This window comes from Lentzea tibetensis (assembly GCF_007845675.1).
Lineage (GTDB): Bacteria > Actinomycetota > Actinomycetes > Mycobacteriales > Pseudonocardiaceae > Lentzea > Lentzea tibetensis.
On sequence record NZ_VOBR01000005.1, the window covers coordinates 165,266 to 188,357 of the forward strand.

Annotated in this window: 18 protein-coding genes; 6 read left to right on the forward strand and 12 right to left on the reverse strand. The window is 71.9% G+C overall.

What is annotated here, in order from left to right:
• Nucleotides 1-52: 52 nt before the first annotated feature.
• Genes FKR81_RS09270 through FKR81_RS09280 form a run of 3 tightly spaced genes read right to left on the reverse strand, consistent with a single transcriptional unit; the run spans nucleotide 53 to nucleotide 1,096 of the window.
• Nucleotides 53-361 carry a hypothetical protein gene (locus FKR81_RS09270; protein WP_146350561.1) on the reverse strand — a complete coding sequence of 103 codons (309 nt, stop codon included), beginning with the start codon at nucleotides 359-361 and terminating at the stop codon, nucleotides 53-55.
• Nucleotides 354-875: a SigE family RNA polymerase sigma factor gene (locus FKR81_RS09275; protein WP_146350562.1), complete on the reverse strand. Its 522-nt coding sequence runs from the start codon at nucleotides 873-875 to the stop codon at nucleotides 354-356. Before FKR81_RS09275 ends, FKR81_RS09270 begins: the two co-directional genes overlap by 8 nt.
• Nucleotides 863-1,096, reverse strand: coding sequence for a hypothetical protein (locus FKR81_RS09280; RefSeq protein ID WP_146350563.1), 234 nt, complete (start codon nucleotides 1,094-1,096; stop codon nucleotides 863-865). The genes FKR81_RS09275 and FKR81_RS09280 overlap by 13 nt, the downstream gene beginning before the upstream one ends.
• A 163-nt stretch (nucleotides 1,097-1,259) precedes the next feature.
• Here FKR81_RS09280 and FKR81_RS09285 point away from each other — a divergent pair, with 163 nt between their 5' ends.
• A complete protein-coding gene (locus tag FKR81_RS09285) occupies nucleotides 1,260-2,660 on the forward strand; it encodes a toll/interleukin-1 receptor domain-containing protein (RefSeq protein ID WP_146350564.1) in 1,401 nt (466 codons plus the stop codon).
• A 3-nt stretch (nucleotides 2,661-2,663) separates the two neighbouring features.
• Here the strand turns inward: FKR81_RS09285 and FKR81_RS09290 are convergent, their stop codons facing one another.
• The 5 genes from FKR81_RS09290 to FKR81_RS45615 form a co-directional block, all read right to left on the reverse strand.
• On the reverse strand, nucleotides 2,664-5,294 hold the full coding sequence (locus FKR81_RS09290; RefSeq protein ID WP_146350565.1) for a PKD domain-containing protein: 2,631 nt from the start codon (nucleotides 5,292-5,294) through the stop codon (nucleotides 2,664-2,666).
• On the reverse strand, nucleotides 5,291-7,585 hold the full coding sequence (locus FKR81_RS09295) for a transglutaminase TgpA family protein (RefSeq protein WP_146350566.1): 2,295 nt from the start codon (nucleotides 7,583-7,585) through the stop codon (nucleotides 5,291-5,293). The genes FKR81_RS09290 and FKR81_RS09295 overlap by 4 nt, the downstream gene beginning before the upstream one ends.
• Entirely contained in the window at nucleotides 7,582-8,730 is a 1,149-nt protein-coding gene (locus FKR81_RS09300) for a DUF58 domain-containing protein (protein WP_222598203.1), read from the reverse strand. The genes FKR81_RS09295 and FKR81_RS09300 overlap by 4 nt, the downstream gene beginning before the upstream one ends.
• A gap of 5 nt (nucleotides 8,731-8,735) precedes the next feature.
• Entirely contained in the window at nucleotides 8,736-9,692 is a 957-nt protein-coding gene (locus tag FKR81_RS09305; RefSeq protein ID WP_146350567.1) for an AAA family ATPase, read from the reverse strand.
• 63 nt (nucleotides 9,693-9,755) lie between these two features.
• Nucleotides 9,756-11,063 carry a helix-turn-helix domain-containing protein gene (locus tag FKR81_RS45615; RefSeq protein ID WP_146350568.1) on the reverse strand — a complete coding sequence of 436 codons (1,308 nt, stop codon included), beginning with the start codon at nucleotides 11,061-11,063 and terminating at the stop codon, nucleotides 9,756-9,758.
• 426 nt (nucleotides 11,064-11,489) lie between these two features.
• On the opposite strand from FKR81_RS45615, the gene FKR81_RS09315 reads away from it, so the two are divergent.
• The 5 genes from FKR81_RS09315 (at nucleotide 11,490) to FKR81_RS09335 (ending at nucleotide 16,193) form a co-directional block, all read left to right on the forward strand.
• A complete protein-coding gene (locus tag FKR81_RS09315; RefSeq protein WP_222598204.1) occupies nucleotides 11,490-12,089 on the forward strand; it encodes a TetR/AcrR family transcriptional regulator in 600 nt (199 codons plus the stop codon).
• Nucleotides 12,086-12,931, forward strand: a complete 846-nt coding sequence (locus tag FKR81_RS09320; protein WP_146350569.1) for a phytanoyl-CoA dioxygenase family protein — start codon at nucleotides 12,086-12,088, stop codon at nucleotides 12,929-12,931. The genes FKR81_RS09315 and FKR81_RS09320 overlap by 4 nt, the downstream gene beginning before the upstream one ends.
• Nucleotides 12,932-13,034: 103 nt before the next feature.
• Nucleotides 13,035-13,988: a glycoside hydrolase family protein gene (locus tag FKR81_RS09325; RefSeq protein WP_146350570.1), complete on the forward strand. Its 954-nt coding sequence runs from the start codon at nucleotides 13,035-13,037 to the stop codon at nucleotides 13,986-13,988.
• A 118-nt stretch (nucleotides 13,989-14,106) separates the two neighbouring features.
• A complete protein-coding gene (locus FKR81_RS09330) occupies nucleotides 14,107-15,279 on the forward strand; it encodes a threonine synthase (RefSeq protein WP_146350571.1) in 1,173 nt (390 codons plus the stop codon).
• Complete coding sequence (locus FKR81_RS09335; RefSeq protein WP_186762873.1) at nucleotides 15,276-16,193, forward strand: NAD(P)/FAD-dependent oxidoreductase; 918 nt, start codon at nucleotides 15,276-15,278, stop codon at nucleotides 16,191-16,193. Before FKR81_RS09330 ends, FKR81_RS09335 begins: the two co-directional genes overlap by 4 nt.
• A 53-nt stretch (nucleotides 16,194-16,246) precedes the next feature.
• Here FKR81_RS09335 and FKR81_RS09340 read toward each other — a convergent pair whose 3' ends face one another.
• The 4 genes from FKR81_RS09340 to FKR81_RS09355 all read right to left on the reverse strand — a co-directional run bounded on the left by FKR81_RS09340 (nucleotide 16,247) and on the right by FKR81_RS09355 (nucleotide 23,056).
• Nucleotides 16,247-16,684: a DoxX family protein gene (locus FKR81_RS09340; protein WP_146350573.1), complete on the reverse strand. Its 438-nt coding sequence runs from the start codon at nucleotides 16,682-16,684 to the stop codon at nucleotides 16,247-16,249.
• A gap of 106 nt (nucleotides 16,685-16,790) precedes the next feature.
• Nucleotides 16,791-17,423: a hypothetical protein gene (locus tag FKR81_RS09345; RefSeq protein WP_146350574.1), complete on the reverse strand. Its 633-nt coding sequence runs from the start codon at nucleotides 17,421-17,423 to the stop codon at nucleotides 16,791-16,793.
• Between the two features lie 116 nt (nucleotides 17,424-17,539).
• A complete protein-coding gene (locus tag FKR81_RS09350; RefSeq protein WP_146350575.1) occupies nucleotides 17,540-20,299 on the reverse strand; it encodes an nSTAND1 domain-containing NTPase in 2,760 nt (919 codons plus the stop codon).
• An 18-nt stretch (nucleotides 20,300-20,317) separates the two neighbouring features.
• The gene (locus FKR81_RS09355; RefSeq protein WP_146350576.1) at nucleotides 20,318-23,056 is read right to left on the reverse strand and encodes an AfsR/SARP family transcriptional regulator; all 2,739 of its coding nucleotides are present in this window, start codon (nucleotides 23,054-23,056) and stop codon (nucleotides 20,318-20,320) included.
• Nucleotides 23,057-23,092: the final 36 nt, after the last annotated feature.

Here is a 23,092-nt window from a genome sequence, read left to right on the forward strand (position 1 = left end):
AGAAGCAGGTTGATCTCCGGATCGACCTGCTTCTTCTTTTGCGGCCTTCTCGCTACCGGGTCTGCGGGCACGGCCCACCGGCGGTGAGGAAACAGGTCGGCCCCGTGCTGGGTGAGGTCGTGGCCGGGCTCGTCGGCAGCCGCGTCGCGGGCTCCACCGGACCGCGGTCACGCGCGCCCAGTGCGAACACGGTCAGCACGATCGCGCCGCACACGGCGGCCGAGCTGCCCACCGCGGCGAGGGTGGTGCGGCGGCGCCTGATGCGGCGCCCGCGCTCCGCGATGCCACCGATGTCGATGCCCAGCGGCGGCTGCTCGGACGTGACCAGGTCGAGCAGCGGCTTGATGTCGTCATCACGCATCAACCGCACCTCCCTTCAGGGTGAAATGCGGGCCGAGCCGTTGCCGCAGCGTGGCGAGGCCCCGCGCGCACTGGCTCTTCACCGTGCCGGTCGAGCAGCCGAGCGCCTCGGCCGTCTCCTCCACGCTCAGGTCGTTCCAGTAGCGCAGCACGATCGCCGCCCGCTGCTTCGGCGGCACAGCGGCGAGTGCGCGGCGGATGATGATGCGCTCCTCCGGTTCCACATCGGACGGTGCGTGCGTCTCCGGTGGCACATCGGTGAGACGCTCCCGCTTGCGCCAGAGCAGCCGCCGTTCGGCCAGGTACGTGCGCACGACGATCCGACGCGCGTAGGCGTCCAGTCCCCCGTGGTGCTGCAGGCGCGGCCACATCAGGTAGAGCTTGAGCAGAGCGGTCTGCACGAGGTCCTCGGCGTGGTGCCAGTCGCCGCACAGCAGGAACGCGGTGGACCGCAGGCCGTGCGCGCGGCCTGCGGCGTACCGGTGGAACTCCTCCTCGTGGCTCAGCGGCCGCACTCCCGCAACTGGGTGTCACCGGTGAGCCAGTACACGCACCTGCCCGCGTACGGGTCGCCGGGGAACTTCGGCTGGGCCTCAGGCGCCGGTGCCTGCTCGGCCTGCGGCGTCAGTTCGGCCCGCGGCGCGTCCTCCGCGGTGCCGGCGAGTGCGGGAACGGCGATGGCCCCGGCGGTCAGGACCACCGCCGCGGCGCCGAGCACGATTCCGATGCGCGACATGTCTCTCCCTGGATCGGCTGATCACGCTGTTGACGCGTTACCAATGCGCGCGGCCGCACGCGGGGTTGCATCGAGGTTGTCGAACCGGCACTAGTCTTCACGCCAATACGTGCCCGAACGACGCACCTCGGTGGATCTGAGCAGCGCATGAGAGGGTCTGGCGATGCCTGGCGTGTTCGTCAACTACCGCACCGGAGACGGTGAATGGGCGGCGGCCCTGGTCAAGCGGGAGTTGGGTGCCCGCTTCGGCTCCGACCAGGTGTTCTACGCCAGCCAGTCGATCCGTCTCGGTGAGGACTTCTCCCGGGAGATCCTGAGCGGCCTGCGCCGGTGCGAGGTGCTGCTGGCGCTGATCGGCCCTCGCTGGGTCACCGCGACGGACCGCGAGGGCGTCCGCAGGCTCGACAAGCCCGACGACTGGGTGCGCCGCGAGATCAACGAAGCTTTCCAGTGCGGACTGCGCGTCATTCCCGTGCTGATCGACGGCATCGACCCGCTCAACGAGGCGGACCTGCCCGACAGCCTCCGCAGGCTGGCCCGCTGCCAGTACCTGCGCATGCACCACCGCAGTGACGATCTCGACCTCCCCCGGCTCGTGGACGAGCTGGTCGAACTGGTGCCGGAGCTGGTCACGACCAGGGCTGCCGCGGTGCCGGTGGCCGGACGCGCGCATCACGCGGCCGAGGGTGAGCTGCGGAGCACGATCACCGAGTTCCGCCAGGCGCTGTCCGAGCCGGCGGGACAGGCGACCGCGGTGCACGACCGCGTCCACGTCGCGGCGACGTCCGCGCTCGACGCGCTGACCGACGCCCGGTACCCCACCACGGGACACCTCGACGACAGCGACCTCCCGGCCGCACTGGAGGAACGCCTCACCCGCTACGAGCAGGACCTGGCGCCGCTGCTGCGCCTGGTCGCCATCGGTGTCCGTTCCGAAGACCGGCGGCACGACGACCTGTGGATCACCCTGGTCGACCGCTTCCTGCACCGCGCCCGGCCCCAGCGCGACGCGCAGGAGGTGTGGGTGGCCGCCGCGGCGTACCCGGCGTTGCTGCTGGTCTACGCGATCGGCGTCGCGGGCGTGGCGGCCGGTCGCGAGGACCTCGTGCACCGCCTGCTGTGCCGGACCGCGGTCGCCGAGCCAGGTGGACGCCCGACACCGGTGCTGCGCGCGATGGCGCTGCGGAACGTGGTCGACCCCCGGCACGCGGCGGCGCTGCCCGTGTGGGGCGGCACACCACCTCATCAGGCGTTGAGCGTGCACCTGCGGCAGGTGCTGAGCCGGGTGTTCTTCAACATCGTGGACGGCGGCGCGTTCGAGTGGTCGTTCGAGGACTACGAGTGCCTGCGCAGCCTGCTGGAGCTGCACGACGCGCCGTTCTCCTCGTTGGGCGAGTTCGCCGTGCGGCTCGACCAGGACGACGCCGTCCTCTTCCAGCGCAACGCCGCACGGCTGGACCGGGACTCGGTCCTGCTCCGCGCCGGGGCGTTCGACGGAAACCCCGACCAGGTCGCCGCGGCCTGGCGCGAGCTGCGCCAGGCCACCCGTGCCCGCTACTCGTAGGCGTCACACCAGGACCGCGCTGAACTGCTCCCCCGCGGCGACGGCCAGCACGCCGCTGTTGAACTCGGGCGGAATCGGCCGGTAATCGCCGCCCCAGCCGACCACGGTGCCGTCCACCTTCAACGCCAGCCCGTGCGTCTGTCCGAACGCGAACGCGGTGACGCCGCTCTTGGCCGCGGGCGGTATCGACAGCTGCTGCCAGATGTCGCTGCCCCAGCCGATGACCGAGCCGTCCGACTTCAACGCCAGGCTGCACGAAATCCCTCCGGCCACCGCGAGCACGCCGCTCTTGGCCACGGGCGGTACCGACGCCTCGCCGTCGCCGTCGTAGCCCCAGGCGACCACGGAGCCGTCCGACTTCAACGCCAGGCTGTGCTCGTTCTTGGCGGAGATCGCGGTGACGCCGCTCTTGGCGGCGGCCGGTATCGAGATCTCGTCGTACTCGTCGCTGCCCCACCCGATGACCGAGCCGTCCAACTTCAACGCCAGGTTGTGGTGGTAGCCGGCGGCGATCGCGACCACGCCGCTCTTGGCCGCGGGTGGTATGTCCAAGGTGCCGTAGAAGTTCGTGCCCCAGCCGATGACGGAACCGTCCTTCTTCAGCGCCAGGCTGTGGAACGCCCCGGCGGCGACCGCGATCACGCCGCTGGTGGCCGACGCGGGCACGTTCCGCTGCCGGTAGCTGTTGCCGCCGAACGCGACCACGGAGCCGTCCGACTTCAACGCCAGGGTGTGGTCGAGCCCGGAGGAGATCGCGACCACGCCGCTGGTGGCCGCCGCGGGCACGTTCAGCTGCCCGTAGGTGTTGTCGCCCCAGGCCTTGACGGCACCTCGGGCGACGGTCAGCTGCCGGGAGGAGGTCGCGGTCAGCGCACCCGCGGTGACGGTGAGGGTGACGGTGTAGGTGCCCGGCGTCGTGAAGGCGTGCTCGAACTCGGGCGTCTGCGCGGTGACCTCGGGCGTGTTCTCACCGGGCTGGGTGACGCGCCAGGCCCACTTGTCCGGGTTGCCGCTGCTCTCGGCGCCGAAGTACACCGTCTCGCCGATCACGGGCTTGGGCCGCCGGACGGTGAGCTGGGTGATGCGCGGCGGTGTTGCCGGCGGCTCCACGGTCACCGCGGTCTCCGCACTCGACACCTGCGCTCCCGTGTCACCGGTGGCGGTGGCGCGCACGGTGAAGGTGCCGGGCTGCTGCCAGCGGTGGGTGACGGTCGCGCCGGTGGCCTCGGTCCCGTCGCCGAACGACCAGCGGGTGGTGGCGGTGCCGGTCGACGGCTGGAGCACCAGCGTCAGTTCGAACTCGTCGCCGACCACACCGCGGTTGCCCGGCTCGACCACGATGGCCGCCGTGGGGGTCGGCGCCGGCGGGGTCGGCGTCGGCGCGGGTTCCGTCCGGGTGGGCTGGATGATCTGTCCGGGGATGCCCAGGCCCGGTTTCTGCTTCTTGTTGTCGACCTTGCTCACCTGATCCGCCTGCGTGCGGTGGTCGGGTGTGGGCGTCGCGTCGCCTTCGGAGTGCTCGTCGGTGTACTTGGTGATGCTCCGGACGTCGCCCGCCAGGTCCAGCACGCCGGCCCTGTTGCTGTTGGGGTCGTTGAAGAACACGATGCCGTCGCGGGCGAGCAGCTCGAACCGGGTCGGGTGGTCGAAGAGCTGGTGCTGGGCGATCACCCGCGAGGTGGCGAGGTCGACGATCGTGGCCTGCCCGGTCGAGTAGTCGGGCACGACGGCGCGGTTCTGGACCTCGACCGGTGTCCCGAGATCGCTGCCGGGGGAACTGACGGTCACGGGCGCGCTGCACGAGCTGGTGTCGAACGCGCACACGATCACCGTGCCGCGGGTGCCCGACGCGACGACCAGTCGCGACCGGTCGGCGGAACCGCTGACGACCACCGCGTCGCCCGCCTGGAGATCCGCCCGCGCGGACCGGGTGACGGCGCCGGTGCCGGGGTCGATGAGCTCGGCCGTGCCGCGCTCGGGATCCACCAGTGCCGGCTGGTCACGGGTGATCGCCAGGCGGGCGCCGGACCGGGTGGCGGCGGAACGCGTCCGCCGTTCGTCTCCGCTCAGCCAGACCAGGTCGCCGGTCTCGTCGTCGATCGCCCACAGGTGTCCGCGGCCGTCCACGACGGGGCCGTCCGGGGTGATCCGGGCGGCCAGCGGCTTCGGGTCGCCGCGGGGTGCCAGCGTGTCGGGGTCGACCGAGGCGACCGTTCCACTGTGGACGTCCACCTCGTAGAGCACGTGCGGCGCGGGCGCCACGGTCAGCCCGTCGCCCGCGGGCAGGACGGTCACCGGCGGGGAGATCTGCTCGGTGGCGCTGTCGATCCGCCTCAGCTCACCGGTCGCCCGGTTCAGGACGTGGGCGGCGCTGCCGTGCTGGGTGAGGCTCAGCGAGCTGCCGGGCGGGGCGACCGGCAACCGGGCCGTCACCTCGGCGGTGGCGCCGTCCACCAGCGTGGCCTGGCCGGCCTGGGTGGAGGCCAGCCAGATCGCGCCGGAGTGCATCCGCACCTGCGAGGTGTCGTACCCCGCCCCCACGACGAGAACGCCCGCGACGGTCGCGGCGACGGCGGCGAGCGCGGTCAGGATCAGGGTGCGCCGCGTCCGCCGTCGTGTGGTCAGGGATTTCATCGGTACCGTCCCATTTCCAGGCCTTCCCGTGCCTGTCGCCGTTGGCGCGTCACGCGCCACGCCGTCCACAGCGGACGTGGGTCCACCGCCGCGCGGAGCCGGGCCGCGGACGTGCGTCGGGGGTAGAGCTCGGTGTGCAGTTGTGCCACCAGGCGCCAGGCCTGTTCGGCGTCGGAGCGGTCGAGGTGCTCGGGTGCGTAGACCGCTGTGGTGGCCAGTGCCGCCGAGGCTTCGACCGAGTGTGCCGCAGCGCCGAGGCCGAGGCGGACGTGTTGGGCAACTTCGTGGAAGGTCAGCGACACCGGCGGTGTGATGCCGCGTTCGGTCAGCCGGTCGGTCAGTTCGTGCCAGGCGCCGAGCACCTGCGCGGCGTGGCCGGGGTCGAGGCGTCTGCGTCGGCGCCGGTGCGCCTTGACGAACGTGATGCCCCCGCAGCCGAGCACGACCAGCAGGAGCGACGCGGGCAGGACCAGCGCGCTGCTGCGCAGGACGGTGTTCCAGTCGAGCCCCGGCCCGTCCCCCGGCCCGGCGGGCTCCGCCGAGGCGGGCGGGGCGACCGCCAGCACGGTGGTGGACGGGGTGGGTCGCGGCGGAACCACTTGGGGGACCCCGGACGGTCGCGGTGGCGGGCGCTCGTTGTCCGGGGTGGTGGGTTCGAAGGCGACCCAGCCGTAGTCAGCGAAGTGCACCTCGGGCCACGCGTGGGCGTCGGCGGTGGTGACCGGGAAGGCGCCGTCCTGGTAGTCGCGCAGGCGGTAGCCGACCGCGACCCTGGCCGGATAGCCCCATGCTCGGGCGAGCACGGTGAACGCCGCGGCGTGCTGTTCGGCGTATCCGGTTCCGGTGTCCCTGTCGGTCAGCAGGCGGGTGATCGCGGCGTAGGAGTGTCCGGGCGGCCGGTCCAGCTCGTACGACTGGGAGCCGAGCCGGTCTTCGAGTGCCGTCAGCCGGTCGTACGGGGTGGACCCGGCGCCTGCGGCCCGCTGGGCCTCCTCGCGCAGGGGTTCGGGCATGCCGGCGGGCAGCTCACGGGCACGCGCGTCCTCCGGTGCCTTGGTGCTCGGCAGAGCGAGCGGCAGTCCCTCGTCCCGGCTGCTGACCTCTCCCGTCAGGTCGTAGCTGAGCCCGTACAGGCTCGGTGTGGCGCTGACCACCACGCCCGAGCTCGGGTCGAACCCGAGCCTGCCCGCGCTGTCCCCGCCCGCGGCCAGCCGGGACGGCCAGCCGAGCACCGGCAGGTGCGGGCCGGAGAGCTCCTGCAGTTCGACGCGGGCCGTCACCGGCCGGCTGCGGGTCAGTGCGGGGTCGACGGACAGGTGGCTCCCGGCGACGCGGTAGGTGTCCGCCGAGGTCCAGGTGGTGCCGTCGAACACGTCCAGCGCGGCGGTGCGCACCCGGTCGACCCCGTCCGCGGCATCGCGGTCGATCCGCACGGTGAACAGCGTGCGCGGCGGATCCTCGATCAGCTGGCTCTTCAGCGTGGCCAGCGGGGTGAGGGTGTCGGTGCTGGTGATCGGCGGTGCGAGCACGTCGCGGGGGTCGAAGCGGTGCTGACCGGACGCCAGGGGGAGCACCTGCCCGCCGACGATGCCGAACAGCGCGCTGACGGCGACCATCAGGCCCGCGGTGACGAGCGCGGCCACGGGCAGGGATCGCTGCCGGTCGATGCGCACCGCGTCGCCGCCGGTGCCGCGGTGGGCGCGGATCGCGATCAGGGACAGGGCGGCCGTCAGGAACACGACGGTGGCGGTCGCGTGCCCGCCTGCCTGGTTGCCGACGACGAGCAGGGCGAACAGGAAAGCGAGCAGCGGAGGAACCAGTGGCGCCAGGACGTTCCGCGTCCGCAGGACGATGGCGACCGCCGAGAACGCCGCCGCCCACACGACGAGCACTGGCGCCACCAGCAGTTCGCCCCACGGGTCGGCGGGCACCGCCACGGTGAGCATGCGGTTCCAGCCGTGGAGCGCCCCGTCGAGCACCGCCGCGCCGGTGCGGCTGGTCGGCAGGCCGTACCGCACGGTGTCGCCGAACACCCCGTAGACGGTGACCAGTGCGAGTCCCGCGACGGCCAGGAGCGGTGTCGCCAGGGCACGCCAGCGGCACAGCGCCGCGACCCCCGCCGTCACGCCGCCGACGAGACACGCGAGCCCCAGCACCGGAAGGTGGCCGAGTGTCGCGAAGAACCCGCGGTACACCAGGGCGCCTGCCGCGGACGCTACCAACGCCAGCACCACCTCGGCCAGCGCGACAGCGGGCACGAGACCGGTGAGCTTCCGCCAGGCCGGTGTCATCGCAGCACCAGCCGGTTCCAGGCGGCGGCGAACTGCTCGCTCGTCGGCGCGGCGACCGCGAGCACGCCGCGAGGCCTCGCGACCGGCCCGGACTCCGCCGCGACCAGCTGGGCGAGGCCGACCGAGAGGAACCTGGGGCGCAACAACATCAGCAGCTGCGCCAGTTCGGTGTCCACCCGGCCGGTGACCACGGTCAGCGCGACGCCCTGGGTGTTGGAGACCACGTCCCGAACCCGGTCGGGCAGTGCCGCCAGCCCTCGGTCGGCACCGGATTTGTCCACAGTGGACAGGAGTTCCAGCGACGTGCCGAGGCCTCCGCTCGACTCCCCTTCCACCGCACCGGTCGTGCGCAGCCGAACCGGCAGCCCGGCGCGTTCGGCCGCCACGCAGAACGAGGCGGCCACGCGCACCGCGTCCTCGAACAGGGACGCGGTGTAGGGCGCGGCACTGGTGTCGAGCACGACCAGCTGCCGCGGTTCGTCGGGGACCACCACGTGACGGGACATCACCGTGCCGGTGCGAGCCGTTGCGCCCCAGTGGATGTGGCGCCAGTCGTCACCCTGCACGTACTCCCGCAGGCTGTGGAACGCCACCCCGCCCGGCGGAGCGCTGCTGGCCGTCTGCCCTTCCGCGTCCTGCGGGCCGCCGACCGCGATGGTGGCCAGCGGGTGCACGCGCGGGTAGACGTGCACGACCAGCTCGCCACCGCACGCGCGGCCGCGGTGCATCAGCCGCAACGGGTCGGAGTGCCCCAGCTCCACCGGGGGAATCAGGTAGCGGCCGCGCCGGGCGACCGGCAACGGATATCCGACCGTGCAACTGCTTCCGCCGGCCAGCGCCGGTACGGGCACGGTGGTGCGGCGTCCGCCGACGGTCTCGGTGACCATCAGCGGTGGGCTGCGGCGGCTGCCCACGTTCGTCACGGTCAACGTCCCCTGGGCGGTGCCGCCTTCGAACACGCGCCGCGGCCGGACCTCCCGCACGACCGTCAGCCGGGGCGCGGCGACCAGCCAGGCCGCGGCCACCAGCACCGTGCCCGCCGCGGCGAGACCGAGTGTCACCAGTTCCGGGTAGTCGGCCTGCGTTCCGGCGAGCACCAGGCCGACGGCGACGGCCGCCATCCCCGCGCCGGTCTTGGTCAGCACCGCGCTCACCGACCGGCCGGCACCGGCGCGGTGGCCAGGACGTCCAGGAGAACGGACTCGGTCGTCCGCTGCTGGATCCGCGCTTCCGGGGTGAGCAACAACCGGTGGTTGAGCACCGGCACCGCCACCGACTTGACGTCGTCCGCGGTCACGAAAGGGCGTCCGGCGGACAATGCGTAGGCCTGCGCCGCCGTCACCAGTGCGATGCCGCCGCGGGGACTCACCCCGAGCTCGACATCGGGATGCACCCTGGTCGCCCGAATCACGCGGGCGACGTATTCCCTGAGGTTGTCGGCGACCTGCTGATCGCGCACCGCCCGAATCATCAGGCGCAGATCGTCGAGCTCCATCACGGATTTCAGTTCCTCGGGGCGACGCCGGGTGACGCCGTAGGACAGAATGCTGACCTCGTCGGCCAACTCCTCCGGATAACCGATGCTGATGCGCATCATGAACCGGTCCAGCTGGGCTTCCGGGAGCGCGTAGGTGCCCTGGTGCTCCACCGGGTTCTGCGTGGCGATGCACAGAAAGGGATAGGGCACCGGCACCGGACGGCCGTCGACCGTCACCTGTCCCTCGGCCATCACCTCGAGCAGCGCCGACTGGGTCTTCGGCGAGGCGCGGTTGATCTCGTCCCCCAGCAGGATGTTGGTGAAGACCGGCCCCTGCCTGAACTCGAACTTCGCCCTGCCCTGGTCGTACACCTGCACGCCGGTCACGTCGGACGGCAGCAGGTCGGGGGTGAACTGGATCCTCTTCACCTCGGCACCCGCGACCGAACGGGCGATCGCCTTGGCCAGTGACGTCTTCGCCACTCCGGGGACGTCCTCGATCAGCAAATGCCCCTCGGCGAGCAGGCACACCAGCGCCAGCCGGACCACCTCGGGCTTTCCGCGGATGAAGTCCTCGACATTCGCGGACAGCGCCTCGAACCGACGCTGAAAAATTGCCGCATCGGACACTTCATCGTCCCCCTCGTACCCGCACCGGCGATCACTCACCCCATCTCGTGAACAATAGGGCGGTCAGTGGATCGGCGATCGCAGCGCCGCGTTGAGCCGGGGGTGGACGTCGCGCACCGCGGGGTGGTCGCGCTCGCGGCCGAGGAAACGAGCCAGGCGCTTCAGGTCCTGCCGGACGGTCGCCGAGTCGACCAGGTCGGCGGCGTCGAGCACCCGCGTGGTCAGTGCGCTCGCGTGCTCGATCTCGCCGGCCGCGGCGTAGGCCAGCGCCCGGCGGGCACCGAAGCGCGCGTGCGTGCGGTGTGCGGTGTCGGGCACCAGGGACAGCTGCCGGTCGAGCACGTCCGCGGCCTGCCGCGACTGGCCGAGATCGTGCAGGCACCAGGCCGTCACCAGGCTGTTCAGGTCCGCCCCGCTGACCGACGCCGAGCCGATCGCCATGCCGCCGGACGCGTTCTCCCCGGCCTTGTCGAGCAGTCCGGCCGCGCGGTCGAGCGCCCGCTGGCAGCTGTCGTAGTCGCAGGCCAGCGCGTGCCCCTGCGCCTCGCGCAGCGCGGCGAGACCTTGCACGCGCGGCGACATCCCCGGCGCGGCCTGCGCCTGCTGGGCCAGGTCGATGGTGCCCGCGGCGTCGTCCCGGTAGAGCGTGATCAGCGCCTGCCTGATCAGCGAGTACGTGGCCAGCTCGGTGTCGCCCGCCGCGGCGCCCATCTCCACCGCGTTGCGGGTCCACCACATCGCGCCCCGGTCGTCACCGGCCTCCTGGGCCATCCACCCGGCGTACTCGCTGTACCGGGCGGCCAGCCGCAGCAGGTGCTCGCGCGACGGCGAGGCCGCCGTGCTCGCCATGCCGCGCAGGGTGTGGGTGTGGACGGTCACCATCGGCAGCACCACGCTGGGACTCGTGGTCTGCCCCAACTGCCGGACCTGTTCGAAGAGCGATCGGAACGCCGCCAGCGCACCGTCGTGTTGAGCGGCCGCCGATGCGGCTCGCGGGGTGCCGAGTGTCAGCCCCAGCAGCGAGGCCGCGCCCGTCGCGATCGCCTCGCGCCGAGGCATCGGGACCATCCAGCTCGACCCGTCCGGTGCCATGCTCATCACCCACACTTCGCCGTCGCGCTCGGCCGCGACGGCTGCGGGCGGGCTCTCGGGCGTGGGCGTGTCCACCAAGGCGACCAGGCGCCCCCCAGCTTCGAGTACCGCGTCACAGCGCCGGGCCAGATCAACACCTGGTTGCTTGGTTCCAGTCTCGATCTTGCCCAGATAGCCCTTGCTGTAGTGGACCTGCTTGGCCAGCGTCGCCAGCGACAACCCCGCGGCCGTCCTGCGGCGCCGCAGTTCCACACCAAAGGCATCCGACTGCTCAGCCATGAGTCCCCCAGCGACCGGTGAATCGACCGTTGCAGACTACTTAGCCCGGACATCGAAGGCCCAGCCCTCGACGTCGGCCCTGGCAGACCCATGACTGCACACCGATGAGTCTGATCGGCCGTCCGCCCGAATCCCAGGCGTCTCCCGTCGCCTCCGCGGCCAGGAGACGGGAGACCCCTGCCCTGCCGCTCCGGGCGGAGCCATGCTGAGACCACGACGGGGCCACGACGGCCCGCCGGGTTCTGGGGGGAACTGGGGGAACTGGGGGTGTGGCAGCAGGGCCGGGCTTCGGCCCGGCCTGCTGCCGCACATCTGCGCCGGTCGACGGGGAGGCAACGTGAGAGACGACTGGCAGGGCGCGGTCGCGGTCGTGGTCACCGAAGCGGGCCCTTGTAATTGAGTTGAGCTCAACTTAATCTTACTGCCATGGACATGCAGTGGTCAGCCAGGGGCGAAGCGGCCAGGGACCGGATACTCGCGGCGGCCGCCGAGGAGCTGGCCGAGACCGGTGACATCGAGGTGGCCTCCGTGGCACGACGCGCCGGCGTGAGCGCCGGCCTGCCTTACCGTTACTTCGGCACGCGGAGCGGCCTGGTGAGCGCAGTCGTCTCCGCGTTCTACGACCGGCTGGACGACGCGGTCACGAACAGGGAGTTCGACGGCGAGACCTGGTACGACCGGGAGCGCGCGCGGGTCATGGCCTGGGTCGGCCACCTGTACGACGAGCCGCTCGCCCCGGTCGTGCTCAGCGGGCTGGGCGCCGACGCCGATGCGGCGGGCATCGAGATGCGGCGCCTGCACGCGGCCATCGAGCGAGGGGCCCGCAACATCGCCCGCGGGCAACGCGACGGCGACCTGCCCTACGACCGGGACCCGGAACTGTTCGTGGCAGCGGTGCTGGGCGGCGTCCGCACGGCCGTGGCAGTCGCGCTGGCGAGGACACCCCGTCCCGACCGCGCCCGTGTCGCCGCGGAGCTGTGGGCCTTCGTCGCCGGAGCCGCGGACGCGCCTGGGCGGACGTCATGACCCCCGAGGTGCGCAAGCTGGAAGACCTGGCAGGCGATCTCGGCCGCACCCACCGGGCGACCGACGGCGATCGCGGCGTCGACCACGGGCTGCTCGAGGCCGACCTGGCCACGCTGGACCGGGACGGCTACGTCGTCCTGACCGGCCTGCTCACCCCGGAGCAGTGCGCCGACCTGCGCACCGAGGTCGCCCCGCTGCTCGGGCGGACGGGGCGCAACTCCTTCGAAGGGCACCACACCCAGCGGATCTACAGCGTCCTCGACAAGACCCGCGCCGTGGACCGCCTCGTCGACCACCCCCGCGTCCTGGCGCTGCTCGACCGGCTGCTGCTGCCCAACTACCTGCTCTCCCAGCTGCAGATCATCAACATCGGGCCCGGCGAGAACGCCCAGCTGCTCCACCCCGACGACGGCATGTACCCGATCGCCCGCCCGCGCCCTGAGCTGTCGGCCGCCACGATCTGGGCGATCGACGAGTTCACCGAGGACAACGGCGCCACCGTCGTCATCCCCGGCAGCCACCGCTGGCCGGACGGCCGGACGCCCACCGATGCGGACGCCCGTCGCAGCGCCGTCATGCCCGCGGGCTCGTGCGTGCTGTTCCTCGGCACGCTCTGGCACGGCGGCGGCGCGAACCGCAGCGCCGCGCCCCGGCTGGCCGCGACCGCCCAGTACTGCCAGCCGTGGCTGCGCACGCAGGAGGCGTTCACGCTCTCCACCAGCAGGGACGTCGTCCGCGCCGTCTCAGGGGACATCCGCCGGATGCTCGGCTACAGCATCCACCCGCCGTTCGTCGGCATGGTCGACGGCATGCACCCCGAGCGCCTGCTGGAGATCACCTGACAGCTCGCATACCGGTCCCATACCCGTCCTCATACCCGGCGGCTGAACCATCTGCCGCGATCACCGGCGGAGCACCGCCGAGCGCGAGGATGGGAGACCAGCGATGGCAGACGAGAGGCGTTACACCCGGCGTGCGGTGGGCAAGCTGGCGGCGGGCGCCATCGCGGCGGCGGGCGTGGCGGCCGCGCTGCCCGGAAGTGCCGCGGCGTCGCCGTTCTACCGGGCGCACGGCCCCCTGCTCACCGACGGGTACCAGACCTGGCTGACCGCGATCGGCAACCAGTCGGCCAACCTGGCGAAGGTCGTCACCGGCTGGGGCATCCAGGGCGGCTGGCAGGCCAACCCGGACCACGTGTGGACCGCTTGCGGCGCAACGGACTTCCTGATCGTCCGCACGGTCACCGGCGACACCAACAACCACATCGACCCGAACCAGGCGGTCGCCGAGATCCAGAACTCGCGCTTCTTCGAGTACAAGCGCATCCGGTCCGGTGCCAACAAGTGCATCATCGAGCTGGGCAACGAGCCGAACATCGCCGTCAGCGACCCGTGGGTCTACGGCTACAACCTGGGCGTGACCGTCGACCGCATCCGCAGCGCGTTCCCCGGTGTGAAGATCTGCGGTACCGCGCTGTCACCGAACAAGGGCGTCAACCCCGACACCTGGTACGGGAACCCGAACTTCGTGAACGCCATCGCCAAGTGCGACTTCGTCGGCGTCCACTTCTACAGCAACCCGGCCAGCGGCAGCTTCACCGAGCAGGGCACCTGGAACGAGCTCACCTACAAGGAGACGCTGCAGCGGGCCGCGTCGAAGTGGCCTGGCAAGCCGGTCATCGCCACCGAGTACTCGATCAGAACCACGGCGCTCACCCCGTACGACAAGGGTTACAAGTACGGCAACCTGATCCACTTCGACGACTCGGTGAGCTCCAGCCTGTGGGGCGCCACGTACTACCACGTGCAGACCAACCCCAACGGGGTCGACGTCAACGAGAACGTGGGCTCCGAAGGCGCTCGCGGGTACCGCAAGCGCCTCAGCGACGGCGGTCTCTGACCTGCCTCGCGCCGGGCGGGTCCGCTGCCCCGACGCGGACCCGCCGGTGCCGGCGTGTTGAGACGCCGCCCTCACATGATGGCCCAAAGTCCACACGGGTCTCCGTCATTGTTGCGGCATGAAGCGTTTCCAGTGGTCCTGTCTGCTGTGCGGACGAGAGGAACCCGATCTTCACCGCCTGCGCTGCCGGGACTGCGACGGCGCGCTCGACGCGGTGTACGACCTGACACGAGTCGAGATCCGTGACGGCGTGAGCCCGCTGCACCGGTTCGGCGACCTGCTTCCGTTGCGGGAGCCGGAGAACGCCTCGTGGTTCGGTGAGGGCGGCACCCCGTGCGTGCACGCCGAGGCGCTCGGCCGCAGGCTGGGGTCCGACGCGCTGTTCCTGAAGGTGGAGGGCGAGAACCCGTCGCGCAGCACCAAGGACCGGATGGCGACGGTCGGGCTGGCTCGGATGGTCGAGCTGGGCGTCACGGAGACCGTGGTTTCGTCCACCGGCAACAGTTCCACCGCCTACGCGCTCGCCGCGCAGCTGCTCGACGCGGTGGACGTGCACGTGTTCGTCGGCGAGGCGTTCGTGTCGCGGCTCGCCTACCCCGACCACCCGCGGGTGCGCACGTGGGTGGTGCCCGGCGGTTTCGGCGCGGCCGAGGCGGCGGCCGTCGAGTTCGCGCGGGACAGGGGAATCCAGGCCGAGGGCGGCTTCTTCAACCCCGCGCGGCGGGACGGGTTGAAGCTCGCGTACCTCGAGGCGTTCGAGCAGATGCCCGTCGCGCCGCGGTTCGTGTTCCAGGCCGTGAGCAGCGGCATGGGGCTGGTCGGCGGGCACAAGGGCGCGCACGAGTTCCACAAGCTGGGTCTGCTCCCCCGGATCCCGTCTTTCGTTGCGGTGCAACAGAGTGAATGCGCACCCATGACATCCGCTTGGGCTGCCGGACGCGCGCACATCGTCGAGTCGGACATCGTGCGCGACCCGTCCGGTATCGCCGAGGCGATCCTGCGCGGCAACCCGACCGCGAGCTACCCGTACATCGCCCGGCTGTGCCAGGAGAGCGGTGGCCAGGTCGTCGCCGTGCCGGCCGAGGAGATCCGGGCGATGCAACGGGCGCTGCTCGACGACGAGGGCCTGTCGGTGTGCGCGGCTAGTGCGGCTTCGCTGGCCGGCTGCGCCCAGATGCTGCGCGACGGGCAGATCTCGTCCGGTGAAGCGGTACTCGTGAACCTGACCGGCGCCGATCGTCCTGAGTGGACTCGGCAGCGGACCGTCTCCTCGTACGCGGTGTCGCGGTGAAGCGCGTCGCGATCATCGGCGCCGGTGTGCTCGGCGCGTCCACCGCCCACCACCTCGCGGGGCGCGCCGAGGTGTTCCTGATCGACGCGGGCGAGGTCGGCGATGGCACGACCGGCCGCAGCTACTCGCGGCTCAGCGCGTGGGGCAAGCAGCCGGACTCGTACTTCCGGCTCAACCACGAGGGAATGCGCGCCCACGCCGCGTTTCCCGGCGACTGGTACCACCCGTGCGGGACGTTGCTCACCGGTTCCGCCGCGGACCGCGCGCAGGCCGTGCGGCTCGGGTACGCCGTCGAGTCCGTGGACGACGACCGGGTGTTCCTGCCCGAGGAGGGCTGGGTCGACGCGCCGCTCTACGCCCGCTCGCTGGCCGCGTTGTCCGGCGCCTCGGTCATGACCGGGTGTTCGGTCACCGGCCTGCGGCCAGGCTGGGAGGTGGTGTTCGACAGGGGTTCGCTGCACGCGGACGTCGTGGTGAACACGGCGGGCAACGGCGCCGCGCGGATCGCCGCCATGGCCGGCCATTCGCTCACGCTGGTGCCGAGCTTCGGAATGCTGGTGGAGCTGTCCGCCCCGGCCCACCCGTTGCGGCACATCGTGCACACCGACGACGTGACGCTGCGGCCGCTGTCCGCCGACCGGTTGCTGCTGCGCGGCCCGTCCGCCGACGCCGCGCTGTCGTCAGGACTCGTCGCCGCCTCGGAACTGATCCTGCTCGCCACGAAAGTCGTGCCGTGGCTGGAGTCCGCCACGATCCACGACGTGCGGATCGGGTCTCGAGTCATCCCCCGCGGCGGGCTGCCCAGCGTCGGCGCGGTGCCGGGGGTGGACGGTTACCTGCACGCGGTGGCGCACAGCGGGGTGATCCTGGCGCCGGTGATCGGGAAGCACCTGGCCGAGCTGGCCCTGACATAGCACCGCACCCCACCGTCTGAAGTAGACGGTGGGGTGCGCGGTGGTGCCGGGAACTACGCGGTGGCGCGGAGCATCGGGCGGAACGAGTTCCGGTAGGTCCACGCCAGGTAGACCTCCAGTGCGGACACCACGACGGCGATGACCATGCCGCTGGGCGCCAGGAACACGTGGAACAGGAAGATGTTGACCACGACCGGCGCGAGCAGCGCCAGCGCCAGCGGCACGTACCTCTTGGTCACCAGCAGCGCGCCCGCCACCGCCTGCGCCAGTGAGGTCAGCTGCAGCATGTAGCCCGTCTGGGCGAGCGCGATGCTGAAGGCCAGTGCACCGTCGGGCATCGGCTCCGTGGGCTGGGGCAGGAAGTTCAGCAGACCGTTGAGCCCGGTGACGAGGAACAGCAGACCCAGGAGCACACGGGCGACGCCGGGCACGCGGCGGGCGATCGAGCTGGTGACGGAACGGGCGGGGCGGGTGGCGGTCGTCTGCGACATCGTCTTCTCCTCTGCGGGTGAGCTTGCCTTCACCCATGCGTCGAACGAGGACGACACCGAATCGACAATTCGCGCAAAGAATCTTGGAAAACTGTTCCTCAGCAGGTCAGGGCTGTGCAGTGACCAGCGGCCGCGAGTCCTCCTCCACCGGCTCCTCCGGCAGGTGGCCGTTCAGCGTGGTCTCGGTGGGCGCCTCGACGAGGGCGTGGCGAGTGAGCGCGTGAGCGGGTGCGTCGACCGGGGCGTTCGGGTCGGTCTGCGCCGCCGTGTAGGCGAGCACGCCGGCCAGCACGCCCAGTGCGATCGCACCCAGGACGGCGCCCGCGTTGCGCGCACCGGTGTCGACCGACGGGAACGCGCCGTCGAACACGGTGGACTGCTGGAGCATCGTCCAGCAGACGAACGCGGCGGGCGGGATGAGCACGCGCAGCACGTCACCGCTGCCGAACGCGCTGCGCCCCATGCGCCCGACCAGGAACACGCCGGACGCGAGCGCGAGCAGCGCCCAGAAGACCCAGCTGAGCGTCGCCGCGTTGGTCCCGCTGATGATCGTGACGACCTCGCCCTGCGGCGTCGTGGCCTTCTCGGTCAGCATCGGGACGATCAGCGCGTGCGCCGCGAGCACCTCGGCGGGCACGAGTGCCGCGACCGAGTCGAGCACGAGCGCTGGTTTGGACGTCTCGTCCGGTGCCGCGGCGTACCGTTCGACCGTCCGCTGCGCGTAGAGGACCGTGCTCATGTCTCTCCCCTTTCGAGTGTCCTATCCGGACAGAAGAGTCCTCCACCGTTCAGCGCAGGGCACTAACCCGATCAGGCGATCACGATGAAGTCTCAGTACGGCAACGTGCGTAACGTTCAGCAGTACGAGAAACGAGGCACGCCTGGGAAGAACCGGTCCCACTGCCTCAGCTCACCGCCGTCGCGGTCGCAGATGTACCTCGCAACCTTCTCGATGTCGAGCGCCCACGCGGTCTCCGTTCCCCTGCCGTGCCCGCGCAGCAGCTCGCCGGACGGGAACGACAGCGCCGTCAGGTCGGCGCGCGACTGCAGGTCGCCGACCTCCTCCAGCTGACGGTGCTCGTTGATCGACCACACCGTCGCGGAACGGTCGCCGCTCGCCGCCGCGACCTTCCCGCCGTCGGCGCTGAACACGGGCAGCCGGTACGAACCGGGGAAGCGCGTTGCGGTCGCGACGCTCTGGGCGCGGCCGGGGTTCTGCACGTCGTACAGCGACAGCGTGCCGTCGTCGCTCGTGGTGGCGACAAGAGTGCCCGGCCCGAACGCCGCCCCGTTGTCGCCGGTGCTGAGCGGCAGGAACCCGAGCCGGCGCGGCTCGGCCGGATTCTCCATGCTCCACAGTGCGACCGGTGAGTTCTCGCCGCCCGTCGCGACGATCCGGCCGTCGGTGCTGAACGCGGCCCACTGCGCGTCGTGCATGAACTCCTTGAGCCACTTGGGTTTCGCCGGGTCGGAGATGTCCCACAGCCGGGTGCTCTGCCCGATGGAGATCGCCAGCACGCGGTTGCCCGGCTGCAGCGCCAGCCGGTCCGCCTTCGTGTCGATCGAACCGAGCTCGCACTTCGCGGACTGGCACACGCCGTTCCACAACCGGACGACGTCGCTCGCGGTCGCCATCCTCATCAGGTCCGGGCTCACGGCCACGACCGCGTACTCCGATCTGACCTGGTAGAGGATGTCCTCCGGCCGCAGGAGCGGGGGTGCGGGCGGTTGCCCCTCGGTCGGCGGCGGCGCCGAGGTCGGCGGCGGCGTCCACGGCTCCGGCAACGGGTTGTCGGCCAGCCCGTTGGGCAGGCGCGAGTTGGACGCGAACGCGCTCAGCAGGCCGTTCGCGGCCTCCCTGCTGGAGACCAGCCGGTACGCGGCGAGGCTGACCTGTTCGGCGAGCAACGAGTCGTCGGCACGCAGCAGCTCGGCGTCCTGGATCGCCTTGCGGGACACGGCGACGTTGCGCTCGCGCACCGCCGTGCGCTGCGCGTCGACGGCGACGAACACCGCGACCCCGAGCAGCACCACCACGGCGGTGAGCAGCGCGACGAGCTGACGCAGCCTGCGGGTTCGCTTGCGCGCCAACGCTTCCTCGGCGTCCTGTGCACCGGTGCTCGCCGCGAGGAACGCCTGCTCCCCCTCGTTCAGCTCGGCCTCGCCGACGGCGTCGCGGGTGAGCGCGAGGCGCGTGCCGCGGAACAGCAGGCTCTGGTCGCGGTCCAGCGCCTCCCACTGCCTGGCCGCCTCGGTCAGCTGGCGGTGCGCGCGCAGGCCGTCGCGGTCGGAGTTCAGCCACTCCAGCAGCCGCGGCCACGCGCGGATCAGCGCCTCGTGCGTGATCTCGACGCCGTCGTGGTCGCGCACCAGCAGCCGCGCGGCGGTGAGCCGGTCGAGCACCACGAGCAGGTCGGCGTCGTCGTCCAGCTCGTCGACACCGATGCGGCGCTTGGTGTCCTCGGTGCCGTCCCCCGGCGCGGCCAGCCGCCGGAACAGGTTCCGCGCGATCACCCGCTGCCGGGAGTCCAGCTCGTCGTAGACGGTCTCCGCGGTCTTGGCGAGCGCGCCGTCGATGCCGCCGGACGCCTGGAACGCGGCGAGCGTGAGCGTCGTGCCCTGCCGCCTGCGCCACGTCTCCAGCAGTGCGTGCGACAGCAGCGGCAGCACGCCCGCGCTGCCGTGCACGGTCGCGACGAGGTGCGCCAGCAGTGCGTTCTCCACCTTGCACCCGACCGCGGCCGCGGGCTGGACGATGGCCCTGCGCAGCTCGTCCGGCGTCATCGGCCCGACCGTCACGTGCGCCGACTCGACCAGCTCCTGGTAGCCGGCGCAGTGCGCGTAGAAGTCCGCGCGCACGCCGACAACGACTCGGCAGACCTCGGACGCGGCGGCCAGCGCGGCGATGAACCGGCCGCGCTCGTCCGCGTCGCGGCACAGCGTGAAGACCTCTTCGAACTGGTCGACGACCAGCACCAGCTCGGTGCCGTCCGGGAAGTCCGTCAGCGCCTGCCGCAGCACCAGCTGGAGGTTGCGCGGGTCGGCGTCCAGTGAACCGGCGGGCACGTCGGGGAGCTGGGCCGCGCAGCGCTCCAGCGGGTGCTCACCGGGCGTGAGGAGCACGACCGGCCCGGTCAGCCGCGCGGCGACGCCGGCGCGCAGCAGCGACGACTTGCCCGAGCCGGACGCGCCGAAGACGGTGATGAACCGGTCCTTGCGCAGCCTGGCCAGCAGGTCGTCGCTCAGCCGTTCCCTGCCGAAGAAGCGGTCCGCGTCGTCGGTGCCGAACGCGGCGAGCCCGGCGTACGGGGACTCGGTGGTGTCGCCGTCGTGCGAGATCGGCACCGCGTTCAGCGTGGCGGCGAGCTCGTGCCAGCGCCGCTCCCACTCGGCGCCGTCGCCGTCGCAGGCGCCGACGAACGCGAGCGTCACGTCGAGGCTGGGCAACCGCCTGCCACCCGCGGCGTCGGACAACGTCGCGGCCGAGTACCCGGCGCGTCTCGCGAGCTCGCGGTAGGGCGGCCCGCCGACCTGTTGACGCAGTGCGCGCAGGGCTTCCGCGAACTGGGTCAACGGCGAACCGTCGGCCTCCAGCGGACGTTCCGACCTCGGCATTCCCCACCCCCGAGCCGATTATGGCATCGGGTGATCGTCCTGGGCGGCCTGCTCGTTCACGACCCGCTCCAGCTCCTCGGCCGCCGAGTGGCCGAGCTCGCGGTACAGCAGCATCGCGGACCGCCAGTGCGCGGCGGCGACGCTGGCTCCGCCCAGCTGCTCCAGCACGTCGCCGATCGCCCGGTGGCACAGCGCGGTCTGGTACTGGTCGCTCAGCTCCTCGGCGAGCGCAAGGCTGTCCAAATAGGACTGCAGCGCCTCGTTCAGCCTGCCGAGCGTGCGCAACGCCGAGCCCTCGGTGTGCAGCGTCGCGACGTGCGACTTGGTCAGCGGCACCGTGCGGAACAGCTCCAGCGCCTCCCGCACGTACCGCAGTGCTTCCTCGGTGTTCTGCTGCGCCAGCCGGATGTTCGCCAGGTTGTTCAGCACGCCCGCGCGCGTCCGCACGTCACCGGTCTCGTGCGTGATCTCCAGCGCTTCCCGCATCCGCTGCCCGGCACCGTCGAGATCGCCCGCGGCGAGCAGGCAGTAGCCGAGGTTCGCGAGCGCGGCGCAGCGCACCTGCGGGTCGCCCGCGGCGAAGTCGACGGCGCTGGTGCACGTGCGGACGGCCTCGTCGAGCCTGCCGAGGTCCGCGAGCGTGCCGCCCATGCGCAGCAGGAAGTTCGCCTGCGCGTGCTTGTCGCCCGCCGCCTGCGCGGCGCGCACCCCGATGCCGCACACGGTGAGCCGCTCGGTGCGGTTGCCGCGCTGGAAGTGGAACGCGTCCAGGCACAGCGCGAGCCGCCACACCCGCTCGTGGTCGCCGATGTCCAGCAGCAGCCGGAGGTTCGCCTCCTCGCGGGCGAGCCAGTCCATCGCGCTCTCCCGCGACGACAGCACCGGGAAGCTCACCGGCGGGTGCGCGACCCTGCCGAACGGCCGGACGTTCTCCGACAGGTGCTGCCGCGCGGTGTCCGCGACGTGCAGGTAGTAGTCGAACAGCCGGTCCGTGTTGGTCGCGTCCTGCTCGTGTGCGACGAGCCTGCGGGTGAACAGGCGCACCAGGTCGTGCCGCGAGTACCGGTCCGGCGTGGACTCGTGCAGCAGGCTCGCCCACGCGATGGTCCGCAGGTGGGTGCGCGCGGTGGCGGCGTTGATGTCCAGCAGCGCGGCGGCCGCGTAGCAGTCGAGGTCCGTTCCGGGGTGCAGGCCCAGCCTGCGGAACATCCGCGCCGCGCCCTCCGGCAGTTCGCGGTAGCTGACCGCCAGCGCCGCCTGCACACCGCGGCCCGCTTCCGGCAGCGACAACGCCTCCAGCCTGCCCTGCTCGTCGCGCAGCTCGTCGACCAGCGACTGGACCGTCCACTTGGGACGGGAGGCCAGTCGGGCGCCCGCGATGCGCAACGCGAGCGGCAGCCGGTCGCACAGCTCGATCAGCTCGGCGATGGCCTCGGGTTCGGCCTCGACGCGATGCCTGCCCAGTCCGCCCGCGAGCAGTTCCTCGGCCGTGCGGGCGCACAGCGTGTGCACCGGCACGACCGTCGCGCCCTCGGTCACCACGAGGTCGTCGAGACCGTGCCTGCTGGTCACCAGCACCAGGCAGTTCGCGGACCCCGGCAGCAGCGGCCGGACCTGCTCGACCGAGCGGGCGTTGTCCAGCACCACCAGGACCCGCCTGGTCGCGACCAGGGAGCGGAACTGGGCGGCGAGGTCGTCGACGTCGTCGGCGATCTGCACGTCCTCGAGGCCGAGCCCGCGCAGGAACCCGACGAGCGCGGACTTCACGTCGACCGGGTCGGCCTCGTCGAACCCGCGCAGGTCGACGAACAGCTGCCCGTCGGGGAACCCGCCCGCGACGCGGTGCGCCCAGCGCAGCGCCAGTGCGGTCTTGCCGACACCGGGCGGCCCGATCAGCAGGCCGATCGCCGAGTCGTGGTCGGTGAGGTGCTCGTCCAGGTTCGCGATCTCGTCGTGGCGGCCGACGAAACCGCGGTGCTCGCGCGGCAGCTGGGCGGGTGCGATGTGGTTGCGCACCAGCGGTTTCGGTGAGCTGGGCCGGTCGGTCAGCACGGACTGGTTCGCCGCGCGCAGCTCGGGGCCGGGGTCGACGCCCAGCTCGTCTGCGAGCCGGGTCCGCGTGTGGTGGAACAGCTCGATCGCGTCGGCCTGGCGTCCGGTGCGGTGCAGCGCGAGCATGAGCCGCGCGACCAGCGGCTCGCGCAGCGGGTGCTCGTCGACCGCCTGACGCAGCCCGGCGACGGCCTCACCCGCGCGTTCGAGGCGGAGCAGCCGTCCGGCCATGTCCTGCACGGCGGTGAGCCGCAGCTCGTCCAGCCGCGCCGACACCGGGTCCGCGAGCTGGGCGCTGCGCACGTCCGCGAGGAACGGGCCGCGCCACAGCTTCAGCGCGGCGGTGAGCTCCTCGACGGCCTCCTCGTCGCGTTCCTCACGGGTCGCGGCGGCCACGACGTCCTCGAACGCGAACACGTCCACCGCGCTGCGATCGCCGGTCAGCAGGTAGCCGGGCGCTCGGGTCACGAGCTCCAGGTTCGGGCCGAGCACCTTGCGCAGCTGCGCGATGTGGCCCTGCAGCGCGGCTTTCGCCCGCGGCGGCGGCGCGCCGTCCCAGACCAGCGACATCAGCCGATCGCCGGACACGACCCTGTTCAGCTCGAGCGCCAGCGCGGCGAGAACCGTCCGCCGCTTCGCCGCGCCGAGTGGAACAGGGCCGACACCTGACACCAGCTCGACCGGGCCGAGGAGGTTCACGCGCATTGTGGAGTCCTTCGGCGGTAGGACATGAGCTCGCCT